This window comes from Methylobacterium gregans, from assembly GCF_022179245.1.
GTDB lineage: Bacteria > Pseudomonadota > Alphaproteobacteria > Rhizobiales > Beijerinckiaceae > Methylobacterium > Methylobacterium gregans.
The window spans coordinates 18,213-42,994 of record NZ_BPQM01000059.1 but is presented as its reverse complement, the minus strand read 5'-3'; the positions used below and the strand labels follow the sequence as shown (position 1 = coordinate 42,994).

Sequence of the window (24,782 nt, the reverse complement as noted above, 5' to 3'; positions counted from 1 at the left end):
CGGCAGTCGGCTCCGTCGAGCGGAGGCCGGTCCGACCCCGCCATCAGACGGCGGGTGCCATCGTGTCGCGTGCCGTCAACGCCCCGGAACGAGTAGCAATCCGGTCCGGGGCGCGCTCGTTGTCCCTACATACAGCAGGGAACGCCCGACTGGCGCGAAGTGGGTTTTGCATCCATCGACCATCGAGCGGCTTCGCCGCGCAACCGCGGCGAGGATCGGTCCGCTCCGACACCTCCCCGCCCTGTTCAAACTCGCCTGGGCGACGAATCGCACCCTGACGCTCGCTAGCCTTGGACTGCGCATCGCCCGCGCAGCGCTGCCCGCGCTGATGCTCTACGTGGCCAAGCTCGTCGTCGACACGGTTGTAGCCGGGCAAGCCGATGCGGCCGCGCAGGCGAGCGCCTCGGCCTGGTTCGCCAGCCCAATCCTGCGGCAGGTCGCTCTGCTGATCGGTGTCGAGCTCGCGCTCGCGCTCGCCTCCGACCTGCTCGGGCGCGCGACGAGTCTCGTCGACGGGGTGCTGGCCGAGATGACCGGCAATGCCACGACGCTCCGGCTGATGGCACACGCCGCTACCCTCGATCTCGCCCAGTTTGAGGATCCCGCCGTGCAGGACGGACTGGAGCGCGCCCGGCGGCAGGTCGCCTGGCGCGCGAACCCGATGGGCCAGCTGCTCGGGCAGATCCAAGACGGCCTCACGGCCCTGTCCCTGGCGGTCGCCGTCGTCGCGTTCCTGCCTTGGCTCGTCGTGCTGCTCGTGCTCGCCCTGATCCCGGCCTTCCTGAACGAGCTCCATTTCAACCGCCAAGGCTATCGTCTTGCCTACCAGCGCTCGCCGGATCGGCGTGAGGGCGACTACATGCGCCAGCTCGGGGCTGGTGCCGAGAGCGCCAAGGAAGTCAAGCTCTTCGGCCTCAGCGGCTACCTCGCCGAGCGCTTCGGCACGCTCGCCGACCGGGCGCTGCGCGAGAACACCCGCCTCGCGCGGCGCCGGGCCGTGGCGGGTGGGCTCTTCGCCAGCCTCGGCACGCTTGCCTACTATCTCGCCTACCTCGTGATCGCGCTGCGGACGTCCACCAGCACGCTCACACTCGGCGACCTCACGTTCCTGACGGGCGCCTTCCTGCGTCTGCGCGGCCTCGTCGAGGGGCTGCTGCTCGGCCTCTCCCAGCTTTCGAGTCAGGCGCAGTACCTCGACGACCTGTTCGGGTTCCTCGCGCTCGCCCCCCGTCTGCGCGTTCCTGAACATCCCGCGCCGTTCCCGACACCGATCCGCGACGGCTTCGTGTTCGATGCGGTGGGCTACCGCTATCCGGGTGCGCAGCGGTGGGCGGTGCGCAACCTCTCACTCACGATACAGGCCGGCGAGGTCGTGGCGCTGGTGGGCGAGAACGGCAGCGGCAAGACCACGATCGTCAAGCTCATGGCGCGACTCTACGACCCGACAGAGGGGCGCATCCTGCTCGATGGGCGGGACCTGCGCGACTATGACCCCGAAGTACTTCGGACACGCATCGGCGTGATCTTCCAGGACTTCGTCCGCTTCGATCTCACGGCGGGCGAGAACATCGCGGTCGGGCGCATCGCGGCGCGGGAAGACGCGGCCCTGATCGAGAGTGCGGCGGCGCGCGCACTGGCCGACGCGGTGGTGGGGCGGCTGCCGGCGGGCTACGGCCAGCGGCTGGGACGGCGCTTCGAAGACGGGGTCGACCTGTCCGGGGGCGAGTGGCAGAAGCTCGCGATCGCACGCGCCTATATGCGAGAGGCCGAAGTGCTGGTCCTGGACGAGCCGACCGCAGCGCTCGACGCCCGCGCGGAGGCAGAGGTGTTTGCCCGCTTTCGCGCGCTCGCGCTCGGACGCACCGCACTGCTGATCTCGCACCGCTTCTCGAGCGTGCGCCAGGCCGACCGGATCGTCGTGCTCGGGGACGGCCGGGTGCGGGAGGCCGGCACACACGAGGAGTTGGTCGAGAGCGGCGGCCGCTACGCCGAACTGTTCGAGCTGCAGGCGGCGGCCTACCGATAAGGAGCCGTCACTTCCGCAGCGGCACGCCCTTCGTGGTGAAGTGCTGCCCGCTACTTGGGCGATAAGTGGGTCGCGGCTGGCCGCGCCCCTTGCCCGCGCCCGAGCCCGTTCCTGGCGGCTGCGAGAACGGCACGAGCTGGTCCGGCCGCGGCCCGATCAGGTCGGCGCGGCCCATCTCGCGCAGCGCCTCGCGCAACAGGGGCCAATTCTCGGGGTCATGGTAGCGCAGGAACGCCTTGTGGAGGCGCCGCTGCCGCATCCCTTTGATGGCCTCGACCGGCTCGCTGCCGCCGCGCCGCACACCTTTCAGCGTGTTGACCTCGGTGTGGTACATGGCCGTCGCGGTCGCCATCGGCGAGGGCAGGAACGTCTGCACCTGGTCGGCGCGGTAATCGTTCTTCTTGAGCCAGAGCGCGAGGTGCAGCATGTCCTCGTCGGTCGTGCCGGGATGGGCCGCGATGAAGTACGGGATCAGGTAGTACTTCTTGCCCGCCTGCTTAGCTGCTTCGTCGAACATCTCCTTGAAGCGGTCGTAGGTGCCGATCCCCGGCTTCATCATCAGATCGAGGGGCCCGCGCTCGGTGTGCTCGGGCGCAATCTTGAGACGTCCGCCGACGTGGTGGGTCACCAGCTCCTTCACGTATTCGGGGCTTCGGACCGCGAGGTCGTAGCGCACCCCGGAGGCGACCATCACCTTCTTGACGCCCTTCACCTCGCGGACCTTGCGGTACAGCCGGATCAGGTCGTCGTGCGAGGTGTTCAGGTTCGGGCAGATATCCGGGAAGACGCAGGAGGGCAGCCGACAGGCTGCCTCGATCTTCGGGTCCTTGCAGGCCATCCGGTACATGTTGGCGGTGGGCCCGCCGACATCCGAGATTACGCCCGTGAACCCCGGCGTCTTGTCGCGGATCCGCTCGATCTCGCGCAGGATCGAGCCCTCCGAGCGGTTCTGGATGACGCGGCCCTCGTGCTCGGTAATGGAGCAGAAGGTGCAGCCGCCAAAGCAGCCGCGCATGATCGTCACTGAGAACTTGATCATGTCCCAGGCGGGGATCTTCGCGTCGCCGTAGGACGGATGGGGTGCGCGGGCGTAGGGCAGGTCGTAGACCGCATCCATCTCGTCGCTGGAGAGCGGGATCGGCGGCGGGTTCAGCCATAGGTCGCGGTCGCCGTGGCGCTGCACCAGCGGGCGGGCGTTGCCCGGATTGGCCTCGCGATGCAGCACGCGCGAGGCGCGGGCATAAGCCTCCTTGTCGTCCTTGACCTCGTCGTAGGCGGGCAGCCGGATCACGGTCTCGCCGGGCCGGCGGGCGGCGGCCTCGTCCGTGGAGTCGAGGTCGTCGGCGGGCAGCTCGGTGTAATGCTCGGGCACGCGACGGAACAGCGCGACGCCGCGGACCGAGTCGAGTTGGTGCGGCGCCTCGCCGGCCGCGAGGCGGTTGGCCACCTCGACCACGGCGCGCTCGGCATTGCCATAAAGGAGCAGATCCGCCTTCGCGTCCGCCAGGATCGAGCGGCGCACCTTGTCCGACCAGTAATCGTAGTGCGCGATCCGGCGCAGCGAGGCTTCGATGCCGCCGAGCACGACCGGCACGTCCTTGTAGGCCTCGCGGCAGCGCTGCGTGTAGACGATGGTGCAGCGGTCCGGGCGCTTTCCGCCCTCTCCGCCGGCCGTGTAGGCGTCGTCGTGGCGCAGGCGGCGATCCGCCGTGTAGCGGTTGACCATCGAATCGAGGTTGCCGCCGGTAACGCCAAAGAACAGCGTCGGCTTGCCGAGAGCCTTGAACGGCTCCGCCGACTGCCAGTCGGGCTGCGCGATGATGCCGACCCGGAACCCCTGCCCCTCGAGCAGCCGGCCGATGATGGCCATGCCGAAGCTGGGATGATCGACGTAGGCATCGCCCGTCACCAGCACGATATCGCAAGCGTCCCAGCCGAGCGCGGCCATCTCGGCGCGGCTCATCGGCAGGAACGGCGCCGCCTTGTCGGCAGGCCGCGGTTTGCAGGCCAGGGGCTGCAGGGGAGCCGAGGATTGTTCGGCGGAAGCGCGGGTGTCCATGGTGCCACTGCATAAGCCACTCGGACCGCGAGCTCAACGAAGGTGGAAGAGCCCAGAATCCCAATCGTATCGAGGCGGATGCGACGCCCATCGTCCGCGCCATCGTGCGCATGCGGCAACGTGAACGCCCGCACTGAGCGCCTGCTGGGCTTTCCCTGCAATCGTCCTCAGCTGCCGTTTCATGCACCCGCCATTCGGGCGGCCGGTCCGCTCGGCCCGCCAGCATAGCCGATGACGGCACAGGATCGACCGGACCTCCCTACGGGAGTACTGGCCAGGCACGATTGGCAGGCCCGGTCCACACCAAGCATGTCGTCATGCTCGCTGAGACAAGGGAGCTGAAGCGTAGCCTTTCGGTGTTCCTCAGAGTGCTTCGAGCCGAGATGCCATCCGTCATGATGCTCGGCGACGTCATGACCCGAGCTAAAGGCCGCCGTCGTCAGCGTTGAGGTGCCACATCGAACGGCCATCTCCGAGCCGTCCGGGCCAAGTGCCGCTTCGATGGTGTCCGGAGATTAGAGGGTCGCCAGTTGGGCTAGAGGCTGTTACGAACTGCAGCGAAGTCGGCGGCCCTGCGAAGGAGTAGGACGCTGAAGGCAACGAGGTGCAATCCGGCCAGGGTCTCAGGCAAGCGTTCGTAGTCGCGGGCCAAGCGGCGGAAGCGGGCCATCCAGGCGAAGGCGCGCTCGACGACCTACCGGCGCGGCAACAGGACAAAGCCGCACTTGGCTTCGGACAGCTTCACCACCTCCAGGGTGATGCCGTGATCGGCCGCTGCCTTCGCCGCAGGCTCGCCCGTGTAGCCCTGATCGACATAGGCCAGGTCGACCCTGTCACCGGTGGCCTCCTGCACGGCCTCAGCGAGCACGGCCACGGCGGCGCGGTCCTCGGCATCGGCGGGTGTGACATGCAGCGCCAGAACTTGGCCGAGCGTATCGACCGCCGCGTGCAGCTTCGAGCCACGGGTGCGCTTGTGTCCGTCCCAGGCGGCGCGCGCCACTCTCGGGCGTCGAGCGGAGCGTCCGGCTGTCGACCACCACGGCGGAGGGTTCCTCGGATCGACCCGCACCACGTAGCGCAGCCCGTTGAACACCTCCCGCAGACTGTGCTCACGCTGGCCCGCGGTCTCGGGCAACAGCGTCAGGTAAGGGGCGACGAGCGCCCATTCTTCATCGCTGACATCGGGCGGGTAGGCGCGGCGGGACTGCATCCCTGAATACTTGGTGCGCTCACAGGTCCGTAACAGCCTCTAGGCATTGTAGCGGGGGATCTCCCTGCGGGAAGGCGAGCTCGGTGGCGTTCGCGCGAACGACGCGTTGGACATGCGCTCGTCGGTCACGTCCCCTCGGAGACCCCGGTCGTCGACCGGCACGTCGCGGCAGGCCGGGACTGTGTGGTCGCGGACATGGGATTAACTCCGTGTTCGTGAAGCGCCAGGCCGAAGGCGCAAGTTCCACCTACCTCTAAATTCTCCTACGGCCGAGATCAGCTCTGCGCTAGGCTTCCGAAAGGCTTGGAGAGGCCGTCATGTCCGAGATGCGCGCAAACATTCTGGGTGTCGGCGTCGATGCCGTAACGATGGATGACGTCATAGCGCATATCACGCGGTGGATTGCGGAGAACCAAAGTGGGTTTATCTGTGTAACAAGCGCGCACGGCATCATCGAATGTCAGGGCGATCCGCATCTACGGGCGATCCATGATCGGGCCGCTCTGGTCGTACCGGACGGAATGCCGATCGTGCTCATGGCGCGGTGGCTCGGACATCCACAAACCACCCAGGTGTATGGGCCAGCGTTGATGCAGCGCCTCAGCGAGCTCTCTGTCGAGCGTGGCTACCGGCAGTTCTACTATGGGGGCGCCCCGGGTGTGGCCGACGCCTTGCGCGAGCGGCTCATGCGGACGCTCCCGGGCCTGAAGGTTGTCGGCACCTTGACGCCACCGTTCCGTCCGATGACGCGGGACGAGGACGCGGCGGCGGTCAAGCTGATCAACGCGTGCCAGCCCGACATTCTCTGGGTTGGTCTCAGTACGCCCAAACAAGAATTCTGGATGGACGCCCACCTCGGACGGCTCGAGGTTCCGGTGATGATCGGCGTCGGCGCCGCCTTCGACTTTCTTTCAGGGACGAAGCCGCTCCCACCCGCCTGGATCAGGCGCACACCTCTGCAATGGCTCTGGCGTCTCGCTTCAGAGCCGCGCCGACTCTGGCGCCGCTATATCCGGATCGTGCCAAGCTTTCTCTGGAAGGCCGGCCTTCAACTCGTGTACGCCCGCTGGGGAGCGCGTTGGCCCGCGCGCAAGCCCCTCCGCTGAACCGGTGCGCCAGCAGGATTGACTGGGGATCGTGTTTCGGTTGCAGCGATGCGCATACTTGCGGGCGATCCCGGATACTTCGAAGGGTAGCGCGTCTGTAAGGCGCGTGGGCACGAGGCCCAGCCCGAGCAGGCTTGCGTTGCTCACGTCAAGCTCGTTCGACTCCGGCTCCAGGCGCGGGTTGGCGACGTGCTCGAACGGCGTGCCGCTGAGCCGCCCGATCATACGTGCAAGGTCGATGACCCGGTGGGTCTCTGTGACTTGGTTGAGAATACGCACGCGCTCGCCAGGCCGGGGTGCGTCGCCGATGGCAAGCGCGATGCACCGCACCGTGTCTCGGATGTGAATGAAGGCGCGGGTCTGGCACCCAGTGCCGTGCACCGTGAGCGGGTAGCCGAGCGCAGCCTGGACGAGGAAGCGATTGAGAACGGTGCCGTAATCGCCATCGTAGTCGAAGCGGTTGATCAGGCGCTTGTCGAGGGCGGTCTCCTCGGTCTGGGTGCCCCAGACGATGCCCTGGTGCAGGTCGGTGATGCTCAGGCGATCATTCTTGGCATAGTACTGAAGCACGAGTTGATCGAGCGCCTTGGTCAGGTGGTAGATGCTCTCCGGATCGGCTGGATACAGGATCTCCTTCTCGAAGGTGCCGCAAGGAGCCTCGGCCGTGACTTTGAGGTAGCCCTCAGGCCTGGGGAACCCGGTCGAACTATAACCATAGACTCCAACTGACCCGAGATGGACGAGATGCGCGTTCAGCCCTGTCTCGGCGAGCGCGCAGACGACGTCGTGTGTCGCACAGACGTTACCCTCGATGGTGAGGCGCTTCTCGCGAGCGGAGCGCATCGAGAACGGGGCCGAGCGCTGCTCGGCGAAGTGTACGATCGTATCCGGCCGTACATCAGCGATCAGATCGCGGAAAGCTGCGTAGTTCACGCCAACGCGCAACGCGACGTAGCGAATCCTCTCGCCGCTGACTGCTTCCCAGGCGGACAGCCTCTCCCCGATCGAACGGATCGGCGTCAGCGAGGATGTGCCGAGAGAACGGTCTGTCCTGCGACGTGAGAGATCGTCTACGATCGTCACGTCGCAGCCCAGGCGAGACAGGTACAAGCTGGTTGGCCAACCGCAGAACCCGTCGCCGCCCAGAACCAAAATCTTGCAGCGCCCGCCATTAGGGTGACGCAGGAAAGACGTCATTGTCGCTCCCCTCCTCTTATGATCGAATCGAAAGGGACACCAATGAGAAAGCATCACCGGCGCCAAAAGAGCACCCACCACGCGTATACGCCGAAATATTTTTGTCTTGCCGCACAGCGACTTTGCTCCGCATACTGATGTACTTATACTGCGACAAATTTACGCGGCTTTAATAATCAAACTTCGGATTAGTCCGTTTGGCACTTGTGCTGAACCTCGGCCATCCCGATTTGCACGCGTTCAGTTCGATCAATCAAAAATTTTCGATCGTTCGCGTCTGATGGTTCGGGCGACCTTCAAGATCAAGGTAAATACGCCGGAAATGCAGAAAATATAAATTATTAGAATCGTTGTGAATTTTTTTAAATCTGATGATACTATATCATCTATAGATGATGATCGTCCCAGCTCAACAGACCGATCGGAACAATTTGCTCCGTGCGTTGCCGTCAAATATCTCTCTGAAGCCTCCTGCATCCTCGGCAGCAGACTTCCATCGATCCCCTCTGGAACGGCTTCCGAGTTTCGCCAGAATCATTTCAAGTCTCGCGGGGACAGTACCATCTTCCCTGACGACGACGGCTGGAAAGTTGCAGCTGTTCGGCGATGACCATGTGGACGACGAGGACATGCGCGCAGACATTCGTTATGATCTGAGCGGATTGGGCATCGGCCTTCCCTGCGTTTCTTAGCATATGAGATTATGCGCGGTGTGCTCCGGGTGTTTTAGACAGCTCATCCTCCGGACCGGCATGATCCCGAATTAGCCAGCCAATATCGAGGATCGGCTCCCCGTTCCTGGGCATCACCGATGACGGGTCTACTGAGGCCACCCTGGCGCCGTCAGGGGACGCGCTCGGGTCCCGTCCCGTTGCGGCGGAGGTGTATCGACCGTCAGCCCGCTTTCAGCCATGCCCTCAGGATGCCCGCAATGATCGCGAGCGAGAGGATGCTGCCGGCCCACAGGGCAGCAAACCACACGAGGCGGCGCCACAGAGGTGCTGAGTGTCGGGGAGCGGAGATGGTACCCATCAGTGGTATCCTGTTGCACCGACCTTACCGCGAAAGACCCAGTACGAGTACGCCGTGTAGGCCAGGATGACCGGGATCAGGACGGACGCACCCACGAGTAGGAAGACCTGGCTCGAATGCGGTGCCGCCGCCTCCCAGATCGTGATCCGGCCCGGGACGACATCTGGAAAGATGCTGATCCCGAGCCCGACGAAGGAGAGCAGGAACAGCCCGAGCGCCAGCAGAAACGGCGCTCTGTCCGCCCCCCCGCGCAAGAGGCGAAAGAATAGAAACGATGCCACCGCGACGAGGAGCGGCACCTGGGCAGTGAGCAACACGCTCGGCATCGAGAACCAGCGCTCCCAATACTTGCCCTCCAGGAAGGGCGTCGCCGCGCTGACGGCGGCGATGACGGCGACGGTGGCCGCGCCGAGCCAGAGCGAGAAGGTGCGCGCCCGCTCCTGCAGGCTCCCCTCCGTCCGCATCACCAGCCACGTGGCGCCGAGCAGGGCGTAGCCGCAGACGATGCCGAGACCGACGAGCAGGCTGAAGGGCGTGAGCCAGTCCCACCAGCCGCCCGCGTAGGCGCGGCCCTCCACCTTGATGCCCTGCAGCAGGGCGCCGAGGGTGATCCCTTGAGCGAGCGCCGCGACGACCGAGCCCCCGTTGAAGGCGACGTCCCAGAGCGCCCGGTGGCCGGGATCGCGCCAGCGGAACTCGAAGGCGACACCGCGGAAGATCAGCCCGAGCAGCATCGCGATGATCGGCGCGTAGAGGGCCGGCATGATGACGGCGTAGGCCAGCGGGAAGACCGCGAACAGGCCGCCGCCGCCGAGCACCAGCCAGGTCTCGTTGCCGTCCCAGACCGGCGCAATCGAGTTCATCGCGGTGTCGCGCTCGTGCCCTGGCCGGAAGGCGGGGAACAGGATGCCGATCCCGAGGTCAAAGCCGTCCATCGCGATGTAGGCGAAGACCGCGAAGGCGATGATGAGCGCCCAGACCACCGTCAGGTCGATGTTGGCGAGCATGACAGGCTCCTTACTCGGCCGGGCGGAGAGTGCGGTCGGGATCGAGCGACGGCGCGGGCGTGATGCCGGCGGTGCGGATCGGCGCCCCGGGCTCGATCCCAGGCTCACCCCGGTGCGGCGACTTCGCCATCAGGTGCAGAATGTAGAGGATGCCCATCCCGAAGACAGCGAAGTAGACCAGCACGAAGGCGGTGAGCGACGCGGCGACGGCGGGTGCGTGGAGCGGCGAGGCCGATTCCGCCGTGCGCAGGAGGCCGTAGACGGTGAAGGGCTGGCGCCCGACCTCGGTGGTGATCCAGCCGGCCACCACGGCGACGAAGCCGGCAGGCCCCATGGCGAGGGCGAAGCGGTGCAGCGCCGCCCATTGGTAAAGCTTGCCCCTGAGGCGGGCGAGCAGGCTGAGGCAGCCCAGCAGGAGCATCAGCAGCCCCAAGCTGACCATCACACGGAAGGACCAGAACACGATGGGGACCGGCGGCCAGTTCTCCCGCGGCACGCTGTCGAGACCCTTCAGCGGTTCGTTCAAGCCGTGCTTGAGGATCAGCGAGGACAGCTTCGGCACCTCGATCGCGTAGCGCACCGTGCCGGCCTCCTGGTCGGGCAGGCCGAACAGGATGAGCGGAGCGCCGTCCGGGTGGCTCTGGAAGTGGCCTTCCATCGCCATGACCTTGGTCGGCTGGTGCTCCAGCGTGTTTAGGCCGTGGGCGTCGCCGGCCAGGATCTGAATGGGTGCCACGACGGCGAGCATCCACATCGCCATCGAGAACATCGTCCGCGCGCCCTCGTTCGTGCAGTCGCGCAGCAGGTGCCATGCGCCGACCGCGCCGACGACGAGCGCGGTGGTCAGGTAGGCCGCAAGAACCATGTGGACGAGGCGATAGGGGAAGGAGGGGTTGAAGACGATGGCCCACCAGTCGGCCGGGACGAACTGGCCGGCCGCATTGACCGTGTGTCCCTGGGGCGTTTGCATCCAAGAGTTCACGGACAGGATCCAGAACGCCGAGAGGAAGGTCCCGATGGCCACCATCAGGGTGGCGAGGAAGTGCAGGCGCGGCCCGACCTTGCTCATGCCGAAGAGCATGACGCCGAGAAAGCCGGCCTCCAGGAAGAAGGCCGTGAGCACTTCGTAGGCCATCAGCGGGCCTAGCACGGGGCCCGTCTTGTCGGCGTAGACCGACCAATTCGTGCCGAACTGATAAGACATGACCAGCCCGGACACGACGCCCATGGCGAAGCCGATGGCGAAGATCTTGATCCACTATCGGAACAGGTCGATGAACACCTGACGGCCGGTGGCCAGCCAGACCCCCTCCAGCACCGCCAGGTAACTGGCGAGGCCGATGGAGAAGGCCGGGAACACGATGTGGAACGCCACCGTGAACCCGAACTGCCACCTTGCAAGCAACAAGGCGTCAACGTTCGCCAGCATGCCGGTCACCTCTCCCGCACTCCGTAAAGCCCGGGAATGGGGCCGCGGTTCATCTCGCCACCGCACGGCGCAGTCGGGGCGCCGGTCGGCTGCACATAGATGCCCCGCCGCTTCGCCATCTTCTTGGAGGGCCGCCGGGCGGGGTGGGCGCCGCCGCCCATCACCGGCAGATTGTGGCTTTCGCTCGGCAGAACCGGCAGGCCGACCTTGCGCATCATCGCCCGCAGCGCATGATGCCGCCCGAGGAGCCGCCGTGATCGTTGCCATCAGCGGCACCATTGTGTCGGGAGAACCGGAAGTCCGCGCAGTGCCTCACACGGATAGGCCCCCGATCGCATTCGTTTCAGTCGCCGAGCGGCATTCAGGAAGTATCGGTGGGCCGGGAGCGGGCGCCCAGGATTCTGGTCAACGGCCGCTGACCTGCTGCGCGACGCGGGTCGCCAGCGTGTAATCCGCCTCGATGGCCATGATCGCGATGAAGATCAGCAGCGCCGCAGGAGGGATCAGGATCACGTAGATGAGGGCTACGCGCTCCCAGGCGAGATGCATGAAGACCGCGACGATCAATCCCGCTTTGACGATCATGAATAGAAGGATCAGGGACCAGCGCAAACCGCCCTGCAGGTGCAGGTAATCGATGAGGTAGGAACAGGCGCTGAGTACGAACAGCCATGCCCACACCACGAGGTAGAGCCGGATCGGGTGGGCCTGCTCGGTCGCCCGGGCCGTCGCCTGCATGGCACCCTCCTACCAGAGATAGAACAACGCGAATATGAAGACCCAGACGAGATCGACGAAGTGCCAGTACAGGCCCATGATCTCGACGTTCTCGTAGCTCCCCGGACGACTCGTGAAGGTGCCGCGCCGGCCGGTATCGAAGTCGCCGCGCCACACCTTGCAGACCATCACGAGGAGCGCGATCACCCCGATGGTGACATGGGTGCCGTGGAACCCCGTGACCATGAAGAAGGCCGAGCCGAACTGCTCCGCGCCCCAAGGGTTCGCCCAGGGTCGGACGCCCTCGTAGATCAGCTTCGTCCACTCGAAGGCCTGCATGCCCACGAAGGTGGCTCCGAGCAGCGCGGTCAGGCCCATCAGGAGCGCCGTGGTCCGGCGGCTGCGGCGGTAGCCGGACGCGACGGCCATCGCCATCGTGCCGCTGCTCGAGATCAGCACGAAGGTCATGATCGCGATGAGAAGGAGGGGCCAGGGCTTGCCGGCGATCTCAATGGCGAAGACTTGGCTCGGGTTCGGCCACGGCACGGGGGTCGACATGCGCACCGTCATGTAGCCGATCAGGAAACATCCGAACACGAAGGTGTCGCTGAGCAGGAAGATCCACATCATGGCCTTGCGCCAGGATGCATCGGCGAAGACCTGTCGATCGCCTGACCACTCGGCCGAGAGGCGGCGCAGGCGCGTTGACGGCAGGTCCGAGGGCGGTCCTTGAAGGGCGGCACCGTGGCCGGCTGCGGTTTGGGTCATGGGGCAGCCTCGCGAGGCATCAGCCGGGCCGGCACAGGGCGTCGATCAGTCCCGACCAGGGGGTTCGGAACAGGAGCCCGAACAACACCAGCCAGACCACCAGAAGGGCATCCCAGTACAAGGTGCAGAGCGCGATACCCGGCTCCGGCCCTTTGGTGCGCGGCAGACGAGCAGCTCGGACGGTCATCCACGCGAGGACGACGAGGCCGGCCAGGATGTGCAGACCGTGCAGAGTCGTGATCAGGCAGAAGAAGGCCGCCGCCCCGTCGGGTCCCTGCGCGAGGCCCGCTTGCCAGAGCGCGCGCCAAGCCAGCGCCTGGCCGCCGAGGAACCCGAGGCCGGCTGCCATGGCGAAGCCGAGGGCGGCGGTAACGTCCTCCTCCCGCCCGCGCAACGCCGCGGCGTGGGCCCGGTGCAGAGCGAGGCTCGCACCCCCGAGCAGGCTCGTGGTGAGCCAGAGCAGCCGCGGTTCCAGCGGAACGAGCGCCGTTCTGGGAACGCGCATGGCGTAGGCGGCCACCAGAAGTGAGAAGAGCAGTCCGGCGCTCGCGAGGAAGACGCCGAGGGCAAGCCTTGCCGGAGAAGGCGGGGCAGCGGCTGCTCCGAGCGGGTGCGGAGAGCCGACAGCGAGCCAGGGCCGGTCCGCGAGGTGCTGCCGCGCGAGCCAGCGCGCGGCGACGGCGCCGAGAACGGCTAGATAGGCGAGGACCAGGCTCACGGCCCCCCCCCCGCACGGACGGGGTCCGGCCGGTTCTGCGGCAGGAAGTCCTCCGGCGCGCCGGGCACGCTGTAGTCGTAGGGCCAGCGGTAGACGACCGGCAGGTTCGGCCCCCAGTTGCCGTGCGGCGGTGGGGTCTCGGGCGTCTGCCACTCCAGTGTCGTCGCCCGCCAGGGGTTGCCGCCCGCGGGCGCGCCATGTCTCAGGCTGTGCAGGAGGTTGAACAGGAACAGGATCTGCGCGGCCCCGACGACGAAGGCCACGAGGCTGATGAAGGCGTTGAGCGTCTCGGCGGATGGCGGCACGAAGCCGAGGCCGGTTGTCTCGTAGTAGCGTCGCGGCACCCCGAGCAGGCCGAGATAGTGCATGGGGAAGAAGATCGCGTAGGCACCCAGGAAGGTGATCCAGAAGTGGATCTGGCCGAGGCGCGCGTCGAGCATGCGGCCGGTGACCTTCGGGTACCAGTGATAGAGGCCGCCGAAGATCACCAGGATCGGGGCGACGCCCATCACCATGTGAAAATGGGCGACCACGAACATCGTGTCGGAGAGCGGCACATCGACGACGACGTTGCCGAGGAACAGGCCGGTGAGACCGCCGTTCAGGAACGTGACGATGAAGGCGATGGCGAACAGCATCGGCACGGTCAGGTGAATATCGCCGCGCCAGAGAGTCAGGACCCAGTTGTAGACCTTGATGGCCGTCGGAATCGCTATGATCAGCGTCGTCGTCGCGAAGAAGAAGCCGAAATACGGATTCATGCCGCTGACATACATGTGGTGCGCCCAGACGACGAAGCTCAGCACGCCGATGGCCACGATCGCCCAGACCATCATCCGGTAGCCGAAGATGTTCTTGCGGGCATGGGTGCTGATCAGATCGGAGACGATGCCGAAGGCGGGCAGCGCCACGATGTAGACCTCGGGATGACCGAAGAACCAGAACAGATGTTGAAACAATATCGGACTGCCGCCGCCGTAGCGCAGGCGCTGGCCCGCCTCGATGATGGCCGGCATGAAGAAGCTCGTGCCGAGCAGACGGTCGAACAGCATCATCACGGCACCGACGAGCAGCGCTGGAAAGGCGAGCAGCGCCAGGACGGTCGCCGTGAAGATCCCCCAGACCGTCAACGGCATGCGCATCAGCGTCATGCCGGGCGCGCGCGCCTGCAGCACCGTCACGACGTAGTTCACGCCGCCCATGGTGAAGCCCGCGATGAACAGGATGAGCGAGACGAGCATCAGGACGATGCCCCATGGCTGCCCGGGCGTGCCCGCGAGGATGGCTTGGGGCGGGTAGAGGGTCCAGCCCGCACCGGTCGGCCCTCCTGGCGCGAAGAAGCTGGCCACCAGAACTAGGACGGCCAGCAGGTAGATCCAGTAACTCAGCATGTTCAGGTACGGGAAGACCATGTCCCGCGCGCCGAGCATCAGGGGGATCAGGTAATTGCCGAACCCGCCGAGGAACACCGCGGTGAGCAGGTACACGACCATGATCATGCCGTGCATAGTGATCAGCTGGTAATACTCGGCCGGGCCGATGAAGGTGGCCAGCCCCGGGAAACCGAGCTGCAATCGTATCAGCCATGACAGGATCAAGGCGACGAAACCGATCGCCAGGGCGGTGCCGGCATACTGGATGGCGATGACCTTCGCGTCCTGGCTGAAGACGTAGCGGGTCCACCAGCTGTGCGGATGGTAGAGGTCGTCCGCTTCAGGGAGAAGGGTAGATCCGCCCTGCGGACCGGTGATCGCGTCCGACATGGTCGTCACCGCACGTCCGTCGCGGGCGGGTGGAGGCCGGCCTCGCGCGTCCCGGTGGATCGGGCGGCGCGTTGCGAGACGGTTTCCTGCCGGTCGATCCATTCGCGGAAGGCAGGCTCGTCCTCCACGACGACGCGACCGCGCATGGCGTAGTGGCTGGTGCCGCAGACCTCGTTGCAGATGGCGTCGAAGGCCCCCGTTCGGCTCGGCGTGAACCAGAAGTGGGTCACCATGCCGGGAATGATGTCCATCTTGGCGCGGAATTCCGGGACGTAGAAATTGTGGACCACGTCGTAGGAGCGCATCAGAACCCTCACGGGCCGGCCAAGGGCTAGGTGCAGATCGCCCCCGTCGATCACGATGTCGTCCTGGCCAGCCCTGTCCTGGGGATTGATGCCGAGCGGATTGTCGTCTCCGACATGGCGGATGTCGGCGGCGCCGAGACGGCCGTCGGCTCCGGGCAGGCGGAAGCTCCACCGCCATTGCTGGGCGAGGATCTCGACCTCGACGGCGTCCGCCGGCGTTCGCACGAACTGGCTCCAGACGACGAGGCCCGGAGCGAGCATGGCCGCGATGCCGAGCGCCGTCACCGCCGTGAGCCAGCCCTCCAGGCGGGGGCTCTCCGGCTCGTAGGCGGCCCGCCGCCCCGGCCGGTGGCGGAAGCGCCACAGGCAGTAGGCCATAAACAGCACGATCGCGACGAAGACGGCGCCGGTAATCCAGAACGTGATGATCAGCGTGGTGTCGATGTAGCTCCAGTTCGACGCGATCGGCGTCCACCACCACGGGCTCAACAGGTGGAACGCCACGGAGCCAACGGCAATCAGGATCAGGATCAGCGCCATCACTTCCTCCCGCGCCCCGCCAAGCCGCCGGGGCAGGCCGTTGCGGTTTCGGGAGGCCGTCAGGACACGACGGCTCGCCGGTAGAGATGCCATGTGGCGTGACCGAGGATTGGCAGGACCAGGGCGAGCCCCACGAACAGGGGCAGCATCCCCAGAACGAGGAGACCCGCGACGATGAGCCCCCAGACCACCATCGTGCCCGGGTTCTGCTGAACGAGCGCGACGGATGTCGCGATGGCCGTCCCGGCATCGGTGCCACGGTCGATGATCAGCGGGAAGGAGACGGCGCTGATGGCCAGCGCGATCAGTGAGAAGGCAGCACCGACGAGATTCCCGACCACGATGAGCGTCCAGCCTTTCGGCGTCGTCAGAACCTCCTTCAGGAAGCCAAATACAGAGTCCTGACGCGCCTCACCGTAGAGAGTCCAGTACAAGGCCATTGCGGCGATCAGCCAAGCGACGAAGAGCAGCGCGAGGGCCAGGGCGACCACGCCGATGGCCTGTGCGGGCCGACCGGTCAGAGGCGCGTAGGCGTTGATCCAACCGATGTCGTGGCCTTGTTCCCGTCGTCGGCTCATCTCGTAGAGCCCTACCGCCGCGAAGGGGCCGAGCAGGGCGAAGCCCGACGCCAGCGGAAACATCAGCGGCACGACGTCGTTCTCAAACGTCGCGGCCGCGATGAGCACGCCCGCGACCGGATAGATGGCGATGAGAAAGAGGGCGTGTGTCGGCATAGCGACGAAATCGTCCAGGCCCTTCCGCAGGGCGACCCGAAGATCGTCAAGGCCGATGCGACGCACGGGCGCGCGCACCAGATTCGGCCGCTGAGAGACGGTGTGGAAACCGGCCATCGCATAGCCCTCCGTTGGGAAGACACGCCCGCGACTGACTTCGGACATCCAACTGGACGCCTATCGCTAAGCTTTCATGCGCAATCAACGAGTCTTATAGCCGAATCAAGTCGGCCTGTCGCGTGGATTTTTGCCTTCCAGAACGCCGCTGTGCGCCCGTGACGGGCCCCTGCGCCAAGCTGCTCTGAAGACTTGTTTCGATCTATGCCGCGAGTATGCTTCTGAAGCGAGGGTTCTCGGTAGCAGGCACCATCCGACTCACAAGAGGCACAGCCATGCGCGGCGTCCTCCTGACCTGGCCCTTTCTGCTTCTGCTCCTCATGGCTCCCGCGCTCGCGCAGAAGGCCGTTCCCCGGGCGCACGAAGCCGCCGAGATCGAGAATCTCGTCGATGCGGCCGCCGAGTTCTTGGACCGTCGGGGCCCGGGGGCGTTCGAGGAATTCAGGAAGCCGAACAGTCCATGGCGGCACGACGACCTCTATCTGTTCGCCATGGACCTCTCAGGGAACGTTTTGTTCAACGCGGCGCATCCGCATCGTGAGGGACGGAACTGGATCGATGAGCGCGACGCAGACGGAAAACGCTTTCACAGAGATTTCGTGGACGTCGTGAAGAGATACGGGTCAGGCTGGGTCGACTACATGTTTCCCAAGCCCGGGGGTACGATACCGGTCGTGAAGTGGAGCTATCTTCGCGGCGTGACGATCAGCGGAACTACCGCTCTCGTCGGTGCGGGCGCCTACGTTGACTGAGAATCAATTCTGCCGCACGCTAGCCAATTCAAAGCGAGCTTGGTAGCCACAGGCTGGCTTACATCTGCTCTACTATCTGCATCGAGCAGATCTTAGGGGTGATTAAGATCGTAATGCTTAGTAATTCAGCAATATGCGCTGCGATCATCCGGCCGCAGGCAGCAGAACGACCTAAGCACTGCTCCAAAGATAAGAACTTAGTTCCCATACCCATAATCGGCATTGAAAATGCGCCGACTCCCTCTGAAGCAAACGCGGTAATATATTATATGCACCACAATATTATACACAGCATCGCACATACCCCCCTTAGACACAGCCTACAGCGGACAACCACAAGGTAAAGCACGGATGTTTAGTAAGAACCGGTAGGGGCTGGCAACTTGCTCGAATTGCTCTTATCTCGGTCAAAGCTGCGTCATTTGGCTAGCTCTGCAGCGCTTGGTCTAGCACACGGGCGACGTGCTCGGCCCGCCGGCCCAGACCGTCGTGGATCTGGTGGCGGCAGCTTGTGCCGTCGGCCACCACGAGATCGTCCGGGCCGGCCGCCCGGAGCGCGGGAAACAGGGACAGCTCGGCCATCGCGAAGGACACGTCGATCGTGTCGGCCCGGTAGCCGAAGGCTCCCGCCATGCCGCAGCAGCTCGATTCGACCACCCTTAGATCGAGGCCCGGGATCCGTCGCAGCACGGTCTCGACAGCGCCCATCGCACCGAACGATTTCTGGTGGCAATGCCCGTGCAAATGTGCCACCCGGCCGCCCTGGTTTGCAAGCTTCAGCGCGATCCGGCCCGCCGCGAGGTCGGTGGCGAGCAGTTCCTCGAAGAGCACCGCGCTCCCGGCGAGCGTGCGAGCCTCATCACCGGGCAGCAGCGCCAGAAACTCGTCGCGGAAGGTGAACAGACAGGACGGCTCCAGCCCCACGATGCGGGCACCGGCCCGGACGTAGGGCAGCAGGGCCGCGAGGGTGCGGCGCGCCTCAGCACGCGCCTGCTCGGTCTGGCCCGAGGCCAGATAGGTCCGGCCGCAGCAAAGCGGGCGCCGCCCACGGGGCGCGGCGACTCGGTGCAGGCGATAGCCCGCGGTCCGCAGAACCCGTTCGGCCGCCTCGAGGTTCTCCGGCTCGAAGGCGCGATTGAAGGTGTCGCCAAACAGGACGATGTCGCGAAACTCCCCCGCGACGTCCTGCGGATGGGCGAACTCACCTGTCTCCTGCCAGGGCCGGCCCCAGCGCGGCAGCGAGCGACGGGCGGAGAGGCCTGCGACACGCTCGGACAGACGGGCTAGTGCCGGTACCCGATCGCGCAGGTTGAGGAGCGGGGCGAGAGCAGCCGCGACGCCGGCATAGCGCGGCAGCTCGGCCACCAGCCGCTCGCGCAGCGGCAGGCCGTGGCGGGCGTGATAGTGGTGCAGGAACTCGATCTTCATCTTCGCCATGTCGACGCCGGTCGGGCATTCCCGGCGGCAGGCCTTGCAGGAAACGCAGAGGTCGAGCGTCCGCTTCATCTCCGGGCTGGTGAAGGCGCCCTCACCGAGCTGGCCCGAGATCGCGAGCCGCAGTGAGTTGGCACGGCCGCGCGTGAGATGCTGCTCCTCGCGCGTTGCCCGGTAGGATGGGCACATCGCCCCGCCGGCGAGCTTCCGGCAGGTGCCGTTATTGTTGCACATCTCGACCGCTGGCCCGAACCCGCCCCAATCCGACCAGTCGAGGGCGGTCTGCATCGGCTGCACGGCATAGGCAGGTTTGAAGCGGAAAAGCGAGCGGTCGTCGAATTTCGGTGCCCGGACGATCTTGCCGGGATTGAGATGGTTGCCGGGGTCGAACCCGTCCTTCACCATCTCGAAAGCCCGGGTTAGACGCGCGCCGAACAGCGGTTCGACGAACTCCGAGCGCGAGATCCCGTCGCCGTGTTCACCCGAGTAGGAGCCCTTGTAGTAACGCACCAGCTCGGCCGTCTCCTCGGCAATCGCACGCATCCGGGCGACGTCGCCGCTCTGCTTCATGTCGAGAATCGGGCGCACGTGTAGGCAGCCGACCGAGGCGTGTGCGTACCATGTGCCGCGGGTGCCATGCTTCGAGAACACCTCCGTGACGGCGTCGGTGTAGTCGGCCAGGCGCTCAAGCGGCACCGCGCAATCCTCGATGAAGGAGACGGGCTTGGCGTCACCCTTCATCGACATCATGATATTCAGGCAGGCCTCGCGGACCTCCCAGACGGTGCGCTGCCGGGCTGGCTCGACTACCTCGACTACCGCGTCGGGAAAGCCGTGGTCGCTCATGCAGGCGTCCAGGCGCTTCAGGTCCCGCCTCAGAGCCGCGAGGTCATCGCCCGCGAACTCCGTCAGCAACAGGCAGTTCGGCTGCCCGCGCGTGATGTCGGCGAGCGTGGTGCGGAACAGCGGGATGTCGGCACCGAGCACCAGCACATTGTTATCGACGAGTTCCACCGCCACCGGCGCGAGGTCGACGATGGCCCGTGTGGTCTCCATCGCAGCCCGGAAGGAGGGAAAGTGGCACACGCCCATCACCCGGTGGGCGGGCAGCCGCGAGAGCTTCAGCGTCACCGCAGTTGTGGCGGCAAGCGTCCCCTCGGAGCCGACCAGCAGGTGGGCGAGGTTCGGGCGGGCCTCGATCAAGCTGTCGAGGTTGTAGCCGCCGACCCGGCGCTGCACCTTCGGATAGATCCGCTCGATCTCGTCGCGATGGCTCTCCGCCAGCGCCAGCATCCGTCGGGCGAGGTCGGCGGCACGACCCGAGCCGGTGACACCATCGTCCTCGCTACCAGTCAGCGCAAAGGCAAAGGGTTCGCCGTCGTGGAAGAGCGCCTCGACGCTGAGCACGTTGTCACTCATCTTGCCGTAGCGCAGCGAGCGGGCACCGCATGAGTTGTTGCCGGCCATGCCGCCGATGGTGCAGCGGCTCGCCGTCGAGGGCTCCACGGGGAAGAACCATCCGTCGGCCTTCAGCCGCGTATTGAGCCGTTCCAGCACGAGCCCGGGCTCGACCGTGACAGTGCCGTTCTCCGGATCGTAGGCGCGAATGCCGTTGAAGTGGCGCGAGCAGTCGAGGACGAGGCCGGACCCGATCGGTTGCCCGTTCTGCGAGGTACCGCCCCCGCGCAGGATCACCGGCACGCCATGCTGGGCCGCTACGCGCAGGCAGGCCGCCACGTCGTCCGCGCTCCGGGGCAGGACCACGCCGGTCGGCATGATCTGATAGATCGAGGCATCCGTGCTGTAGCGCCCACGCGTGAACGGGTCAAAGCTGACCTCGCCTTGGATGGCGCTCCGCAGCTGAAGAGCGAGAGAATCATCGCGCGAATTGTCAGCTCTCACCGCGCTGCGCTGCGTCAAGGCGTTCACATCAGACTCCCTTTGGTCGGAGCGCTCGGTCGTTTTTCACCCATGCCGAGCTGCAGCTCTGCATGCAATAACACACAAAAGCCGAGCGCCTCCATAAACATCGCATGCACTTAAAATAGAGTGGTCCGTGTCTGGCCTGGAAGGCTTACATGCGTGCGCGAGCCTGTCGCAGCCAAAGGCGCACGAGAGCGAGCAGCTTCAATGCGCAATGTCGTACCTGAGTGGCCTCGAGTCAGCCTATGCGTCGCCTGGAAGCCGTCGTCCCCAACCGAACGCGCAGAGTCTGGATGATCCGATCCAGTTCGCAGAACCGGGGATAATGGATGATTTATAGATCCGGCGCCGCCGGTGCGTCAGTTGTCTGGTGGCGAAAGGCCATCGGATATTTCCACCTCCTGATGTTCTGCAGCCATAAGCTTGTTACGCAGGTGTATGAAGAGGATATCACTTAGCTCGGCACCCTGCCGCCTGCGGAGAGCATCAAGAATGGCTTCGTGTTCCCGCATCGCCTCTGTCCAACGATTACGGTCCTTGTCGATATTCGCAGTGTAGCGCGCGCGTCGAACGCGGTCTGCAAAAGTTTTGTAGGTTGAACTTAGTATTTTATTTCCGGCCGCCGCTACGATAGCCTCGTGAATGGCCTGATTACAAGAAAAATATCCATGGAGATTGCGACGTAGAAAATGAGCGTACATGGTGTGATGAAGGTGCTCGATGGCAGCAAACTCCTCCTCACCGATCCTTTCGCATGCAAGGCGTCCGGCAAGCGCCTCGAGCCCACCCATGACATCGAACAATTCGGTCAACTCGCTTTCGCCGATCAGGCGAACTCTAGCGCCTCTGTTGGGCAGAAGCTCGATCAAGCCCTCCGAAGCGAGAACCTTGAGAGCTTCCCGCAACGGCGTACGAGAAACACCGAAGCGTTCACAGAGCAGCCGCTCAGGAATCCGGGCACCAGCCGTCAATTCGCCTTCCACGATGTAGTCGCGCACTCGCGCCAGTAGCTCTCCATGTCGGGTCGGTGCGAGCGGTTCCGCATCGCTTCGTTCAACGACACCGTGAGCGAGAGGGAGAGCCTTGCTCTCCCCAGCGCCCGATCGCTCAGACGCAGCAGCGTGGATCGCGGCATGATCGTCAAATTCTACATCGGTCCGGCTCATCCCTTTGCGTACCAGCGCTTAGGCGAGCCGTCGATTCTTCAAATCGTCGACAAAATCATGGCTAAAAAATCCTAGTATGAATGCAGGAGAGACTCAGCGAAGCGCCCGTCGAGACGGAGCGCCCGAACCCTGGCAGGTAGAATGATGACGACGGGCACAGGGCGCCACTTTCTCAGCATTCCGGGGCCTAGCTCGGTCGCCGAGCGTGTTCGGGGACGCGAAGATGACGACGGCGCTGCTCGACCGGCTCACGCACCACTGCGACATCCTGGAGACGGACAACGTCAACTCGCGGCTGAAGACGCGCAGCTAAGTGCCGATTGCTTCGCGGGGCTGAGAGCCGGTCCGGCGTCAGACTGGAGATGAGGCCGATGGCGCTTCGCTGACCCGACCGGCTGCGCGCCATCGGCCTCTACGTTGGCGCTCATGCGCGGCAGCCGGTGGGTCCCTTTCGGACGCCGATCCTGGGTCCTTTTTGGACGCCGATTGACAGACAGGGTCGTGCGCTGGCCGACCATGAGCCCGAAAAGCGAACAGCGTGTCCGCTTCACGCAGAGCGCCGTCAGACAGCCGAGCGCGGCGAACGAGGTAGCATCCGCGGAGATGCCGCCTTGCGAGGAGAATCCGCTAAGGCGCAAGAGTTCGTCCGGCTCAACATCGAGTGCGAGCAGAACTTCGCAGATCGCCCGCACGGCGGAGCCGTGAACGAGATCCATTGAGTTCCTGCATTCTGTCCTGAGTGGGGAGGCGGAGGGTTCGCAAGCGACCGCTTGCCGATCTTCGACCGATTTCAGCATGACGTACAGATAACCTTCAACAGATCCAGAACTTTCAGCACATTGACCGACGCGAAAGCAGTATTTTTCGGTCGCTGACCTTGAGGATGGAGCCTCTCAGCTTGGGTGCTCTCTGTGCCGGACCGCAGACGCCGTTGATCGCGATCCGCCCGCGCGCGTGAAGCTCGCGCGCGGAAGCATGCGTTGTCTTTGTGCGTGCAAGGTCAAATCTGTAGAGAACAGGACATCGTGCACGAAATCTTCCAGTACGATCTAATTATATTATATGTTAATTTTTGATATGAACCGCATTATATCGAGCCGATGCGAACAAATCGCTGCGATGATTTTCGCTACTCGTAGCTTTATCCCTAAATTTTAAGATGTTCGGTTCGATGATATCATTTTTCCATTCATCAGCCGCCGGCCACGACCTTCGTGCTGCGGCGAATCTGCGACGATGCGCTGTCGGGTCCGCACAGATAGTCGGACCCACATCGGGGTTACGAAAGCACCCAGATGCAGGCTTCGATGCGTCGGATCGGTCCGGATGAGGGGCGATGCGGAGAACGAGCGCCGCGCCGCGGCTGCCGCCGTCTCATCGGAACAAGCGTGGGCTCGTGGCTGCTGTAGCTGTCACCGCCTCGGCTTGGCCAGAGCTGAGGGCCGGACGATGCTGATGCGCTGCTACATCGGTCCCGCTTTGCTTCTGCTGGGGCTCGCGTGTGCTCTGCCGGTCAGGGCGGAGGCAGGAGCAAGGCCGAGAGTTCGGATCGTCTACGAGAATCCGGCGCCGGGCGAGGCGAAGGAGATCTACCACGAGGTAAGGGAGCGCCGGGTGCTCGAAGGGCTTCAAAACCTGCTCTCGAATCTCCGGCTGCCCCGCACGCTGACGCTGCGGATGGGCGCATGCGGCGGCGAGCCGGATGCGTGGTACGCGGCGCGCGATCGGACCGTGACCGTTTGTTACGACTATGTCCGGGATGTGCGCGCTCGCGCGCCGGCCACCGTCACGCCCGGCGGCGTGACCCGGCAGGCCGCCATCTTCGGCGGGTTGGCGCAGGTCTTCCTCCACGAGGTCGGCCACGCGCTGTTCGACATCCTTGATATTCCGGTCCTCGGCCGCGAGGAGGATGCGGCCGACCAGTTCGCGGCCCTGGTCGTCCTCCGCCTTCCGCCCGAGGAGGCCCGCCGCGTGATCGACGGGGGGGCGTACCTGTTCAGGAGCTTTGCGGCCGAGGAAGCGATGGAAGAGACGGTTCTGGCCGATTCCCACGGACCCTTCGCCCAGCGCCTCTACAACCTTCTCTGTCTTGCCTACGGCTCCGACCGCCGCGCGTTCGCCTATCTGGTGGAGCGCTCCAGCCTGCCGCGCGCGCGCGCCGCCGAGTGCGCGGCGGAGTATGGCCAGTCCGCGGATGCGGTGGACCGGGTCCTGCACCGTCATCTGCAGGGCAGGCGCATCGGCCGCGGGCAAGTCCGCCGGGCTTTCCGGTGGATCTTCTGAGGGCGAGGGCATGCATCCCGGGTTCGCAGCGCACAGCGACGACCCAGGCCAAACTCGTCCCCGTACGGGGGCGTTCGACGGGGCAGGCGACACGAGGATGAGACGATTATGAAGCGCTTCAGACCGATCGTGATGGCGGGCACCATCCTGGGTGCCGTCCTGGGCTTCGGGCCGATCGAGAGGGGAATGACCGGCTCCGCGGTGGCGCTGGCCGCGCAATGCTGCGGCCCCGGCTTCCACCGCAATGCCTACGGGTACTGCCGACCGAATGCCTACGGGGCGCCGGGCACCTACCGGCCCTCCGGCGCCTACGGCTATCGAGGCGGCTACGCCTATCGCGGTGCCTATGGCCGGCGGGTCTATGCGGGCCGCGTCTACGGTGGCCGCGCCTATGGTGCCCGCGCCTATGGCGGGCACGTCTCGGGCGGTCGGGTTCGCGCCGGACGCGCTTATGGCGGCTATCGCGGCGGCTTCCGCGGAAGGCGATAGACCGGGT

Annotated in this window: 16 protein-coding genes and 5 pseudogenes; 6 read left to right on the top strand and 15 right to left on the bottom strand. The window is 65.2% G+C overall.

Going from position 1 to position 24,782, the window contains the following annotated elements; translation table 11 throughout:
- Window positions 1–166: 166 nt before the first annotated feature.
- Window positions 167–2,026 (top strand): ABC transporter ATP-binding protein, encoded by a 1,860-nt coding sequence (locus MFF54_RS12590; RefSeq protein ID WP_238303231.1) that lies wholly within the window; start codon window positions 167–169, stop codon window positions 2,024–2,026.
- Between the two features lie 7 nt (window positions 2,027–2,033).
- Here the strand turns inward: MFF54_RS12590 and MFF54_RS12585 are convergent, their stop codons facing one another.
- Window positions 2,034–4,085, bottom strand: coding sequence for a YgiQ family radical SAM protein (locus MFF54_RS12585; RefSeq protein WP_238303230.1), 2,052 nt, complete (start codon window positions 4,083–4,085; stop codon window positions 2,034–2,036).
- Between the two features lie 535 nt (window positions 4,086–4,620).
- Window positions 4,621–5,295, bottom strand: a pseudogene (locus MFF54_RS12580) (transposase).
- Window positions 5,296–5,612: 317 nt separating this feature from the next.
- Here MFF54_RS12580 and MFF54_RS12575 point away from each other — a divergent pair.
- The gene (locus tag MFF54_RS12575; protein WP_238303229.1) at window positions 5,613–6,401 is read left to right on the top strand and encodes a WecB/TagA/CpsF family glycosyltransferase; all 789 of its coding nucleotides are present in this window, start codon (window positions 5,613–5,615) and stop codon (window positions 6,399–6,401) included.
- Here the strand turns inward: MFF54_RS12575 and MFF54_RS12570 are convergent.
- The 11 genes and pseudogenes from MFF54_RS12570 to MFF54_RS12520 form a co-directional block, all read right to left on the bottom strand.
- Window positions 6,375–7,598: pseudogene (locus MFF54_RS12570) on the bottom strand (NAD-dependent epimerase/dehydratase family protein); the annotation flags it as partial. The gene MFF54_RS12575 and the pseudogene MFF54_RS12570 sit on opposite strands and share 27 nt — an antisense overlap.
- An 894-nt stretch (window positions 7,599–8,492) precedes the next feature.
- On the bottom strand, window positions 8,493–8,630 hold the full coding sequence (locus MFF54_RS12565) for a DUF2474 family protein (protein WP_238303228.1): 138 nt from the start codon (window positions 8,628–8,630) through the stop codon (window positions 8,493–8,495).
- Window positions 8,630–9,637: a cytochrome d ubiquinol oxidase subunit II gene (gene cydB / locus MFF54_RS12560; RefSeq protein WP_238303227.1), complete on the bottom strand. Its 1,008-nt coding sequence runs from the start codon at window positions 9,635–9,637 to the stop codon at window positions 8,630–8,632. Before cydB ends, MFF54_RS12565 begins: the two co-directional genes overlap by 1 nt.
- 10 nt (window positions 9,638–9,647) lie before the next feature.
- Window positions 9,648–11,066: pseudogene (locus tag MFF54_RS12555) on the bottom strand (cytochrome ubiquinol oxidase subunit I).
- A 5-nt stretch (window positions 11,067–11,071) separates the two neighbouring features.
- Window positions 11,072–11,314 (bottom strand): annotated as a pseudogene (locus MFF54_RS12550) (aminotransferase class I/II-fold pyridoxal phosphate-dependent enzyme); the annotation flags it as partial.
- A gap of 157 nt (window positions 11,315–11,471) precedes the next feature.
- Window positions 11,472–11,804, bottom strand: coding sequence for a cytochrome C oxidase subunit IV family protein (locus MFF54_RS12545; protein ID WP_238303225.1), 333 nt, complete (start codon window positions 11,802–11,804; stop codon window positions 11,472–11,474).
- Window positions 11,805–11,813: 9 nt separating this feature from the next.
- Window positions 11,814–12,551, bottom strand: coding sequence for a heme-copper oxidase subunit III family protein (locus MFF54_RS12540; RefSeq protein WP_238303224.1), 738 nt, complete (start codon window positions 12,549–12,551; stop codon window positions 11,814–11,816).
- Window positions 12,552–12,570: 19 nt separating this feature from the next.
- Window positions 12,571–13,269: a cytochrome c oxidase subunit 3 gene (locus MFF54_RS12535; RefSeq protein ID WP_238303223.1), complete on the bottom strand. Its 699-nt coding sequence runs from the start codon at window positions 13,267–13,269 to the stop codon at window positions 12,571–12,573.
- The gene (gene ctaD, locus MFF54_RS12530; RefSeq protein ID WP_238303330.1) at window positions 13,266–15,032 is read right to left on the bottom strand and encodes a cytochrome c oxidase subunit I; all 1,767 of its coding nucleotides are present in this window, start codon (window positions 15,030–15,032) and stop codon (window positions 13,266–13,268) included. Before ctaD ends, MFF54_RS12535 begins: the two co-directional genes overlap by 4 nt.
- A gap of 5 nt (window positions 15,033–15,037) precedes the next feature.
- Window positions 15,038–15,877, bottom strand: a complete 840-nt coding sequence (locus tag MFF54_RS12525; RefSeq protein WP_238303222.1) for a cytochrome c oxidase subunit II — start codon at window positions 15,875–15,877, stop codon at window positions 15,038–15,040.
- Between the two features lie 59 nt (window positions 15,878–15,936).
- The gene (locus MFF54_RS12520; protein WP_238303221.1) at window positions 15,937–16,728 is read right to left on the bottom strand and encodes a DUF2189 domain-containing protein; all 792 of its coding nucleotides are present in this window, start codon (window positions 16,726–16,728) and stop codon (window positions 15,937–15,939) included.
- A gap of 275 nt (window positions 16,729–17,003) precedes the next feature.
- Here MFF54_RS12520 and MFF54_RS12515 point away from each other — a divergent pair, with 275 nt between their 5' ends.
- Entirely contained in the window at window positions 17,004–17,480 is a 477-nt protein-coding gene (locus MFF54_RS12515) for a cache domain-containing protein (protein ID WP_238303220.1), read from the top strand.
- Between the two features lie 426 nt (window positions 17,481–17,906).
- On the opposite strand, the gene MFF54_RS12510 is transcribed toward MFF54_RS12515, so the two are convergent.
- Both MFF54_RS12510 and MFF54_RS12505 read right to left on the bottom strand, forming a co-directional pair.
- Window positions 17,907–20,816: an FAD-binding and (Fe-S)-binding domain-containing protein gene (locus MFF54_RS12510; protein ID WP_238303329.1), complete on the bottom strand. Its 2,910-nt coding sequence runs from the start codon at window positions 20,814–20,816 to the stop codon at window positions 17,907–17,909.
- Window positions 20,817–21,196: 380 nt separating this feature from the next.
- Window positions 21,197–22,003: a GntR family transcriptional regulator gene (locus tag MFF54_RS12505; protein ID WP_370880145.1), complete on the bottom strand. Its 807-nt coding sequence runs from the start codon at window positions 22,001–22,003 to the stop codon at window positions 21,197–21,199.
- A 199-nt stretch (window positions 22,004–22,202) separates the two neighbouring features.
- Here MFF54_RS12505 and MFF54_RS12500 point away from each other — a divergent pair.
- The 3 genes and pseudogenes from MFF54_RS12500 to MFF54_RS12490 all read left to right on the top strand — a co-directional run.
- Window positions 22,203–22,316 (top strand): annotated as a pseudogene (locus MFF54_RS12500) (ATP-binding protein); the annotation flags it as partial.
- Window positions 22,317–23,458: 1,142 nt separating this feature from the next.
- Window positions 23,459–24,286: a DUF4344 domain-containing metallopeptidase gene (locus MFF54_RS12495; RefSeq protein WP_238303219.1), complete on the top strand. Its 828-nt coding sequence runs from the start codon at window positions 23,459–23,461 to the stop codon at window positions 24,284–24,286.
- Window positions 24,287–24,394: 108 nt separating this feature from the next.
- Entirely contained in the window at window positions 24,395–24,775 is a 381-nt protein-coding gene (locus MFF54_RS12490) for a GCG_CRPN prefix-to-repeats domain-containing protein (protein ID WP_238303218.1), read from the top strand.
- The last annotated feature ends 7 nt before the right edge of the window (window positions 24,776–24,782 follow it).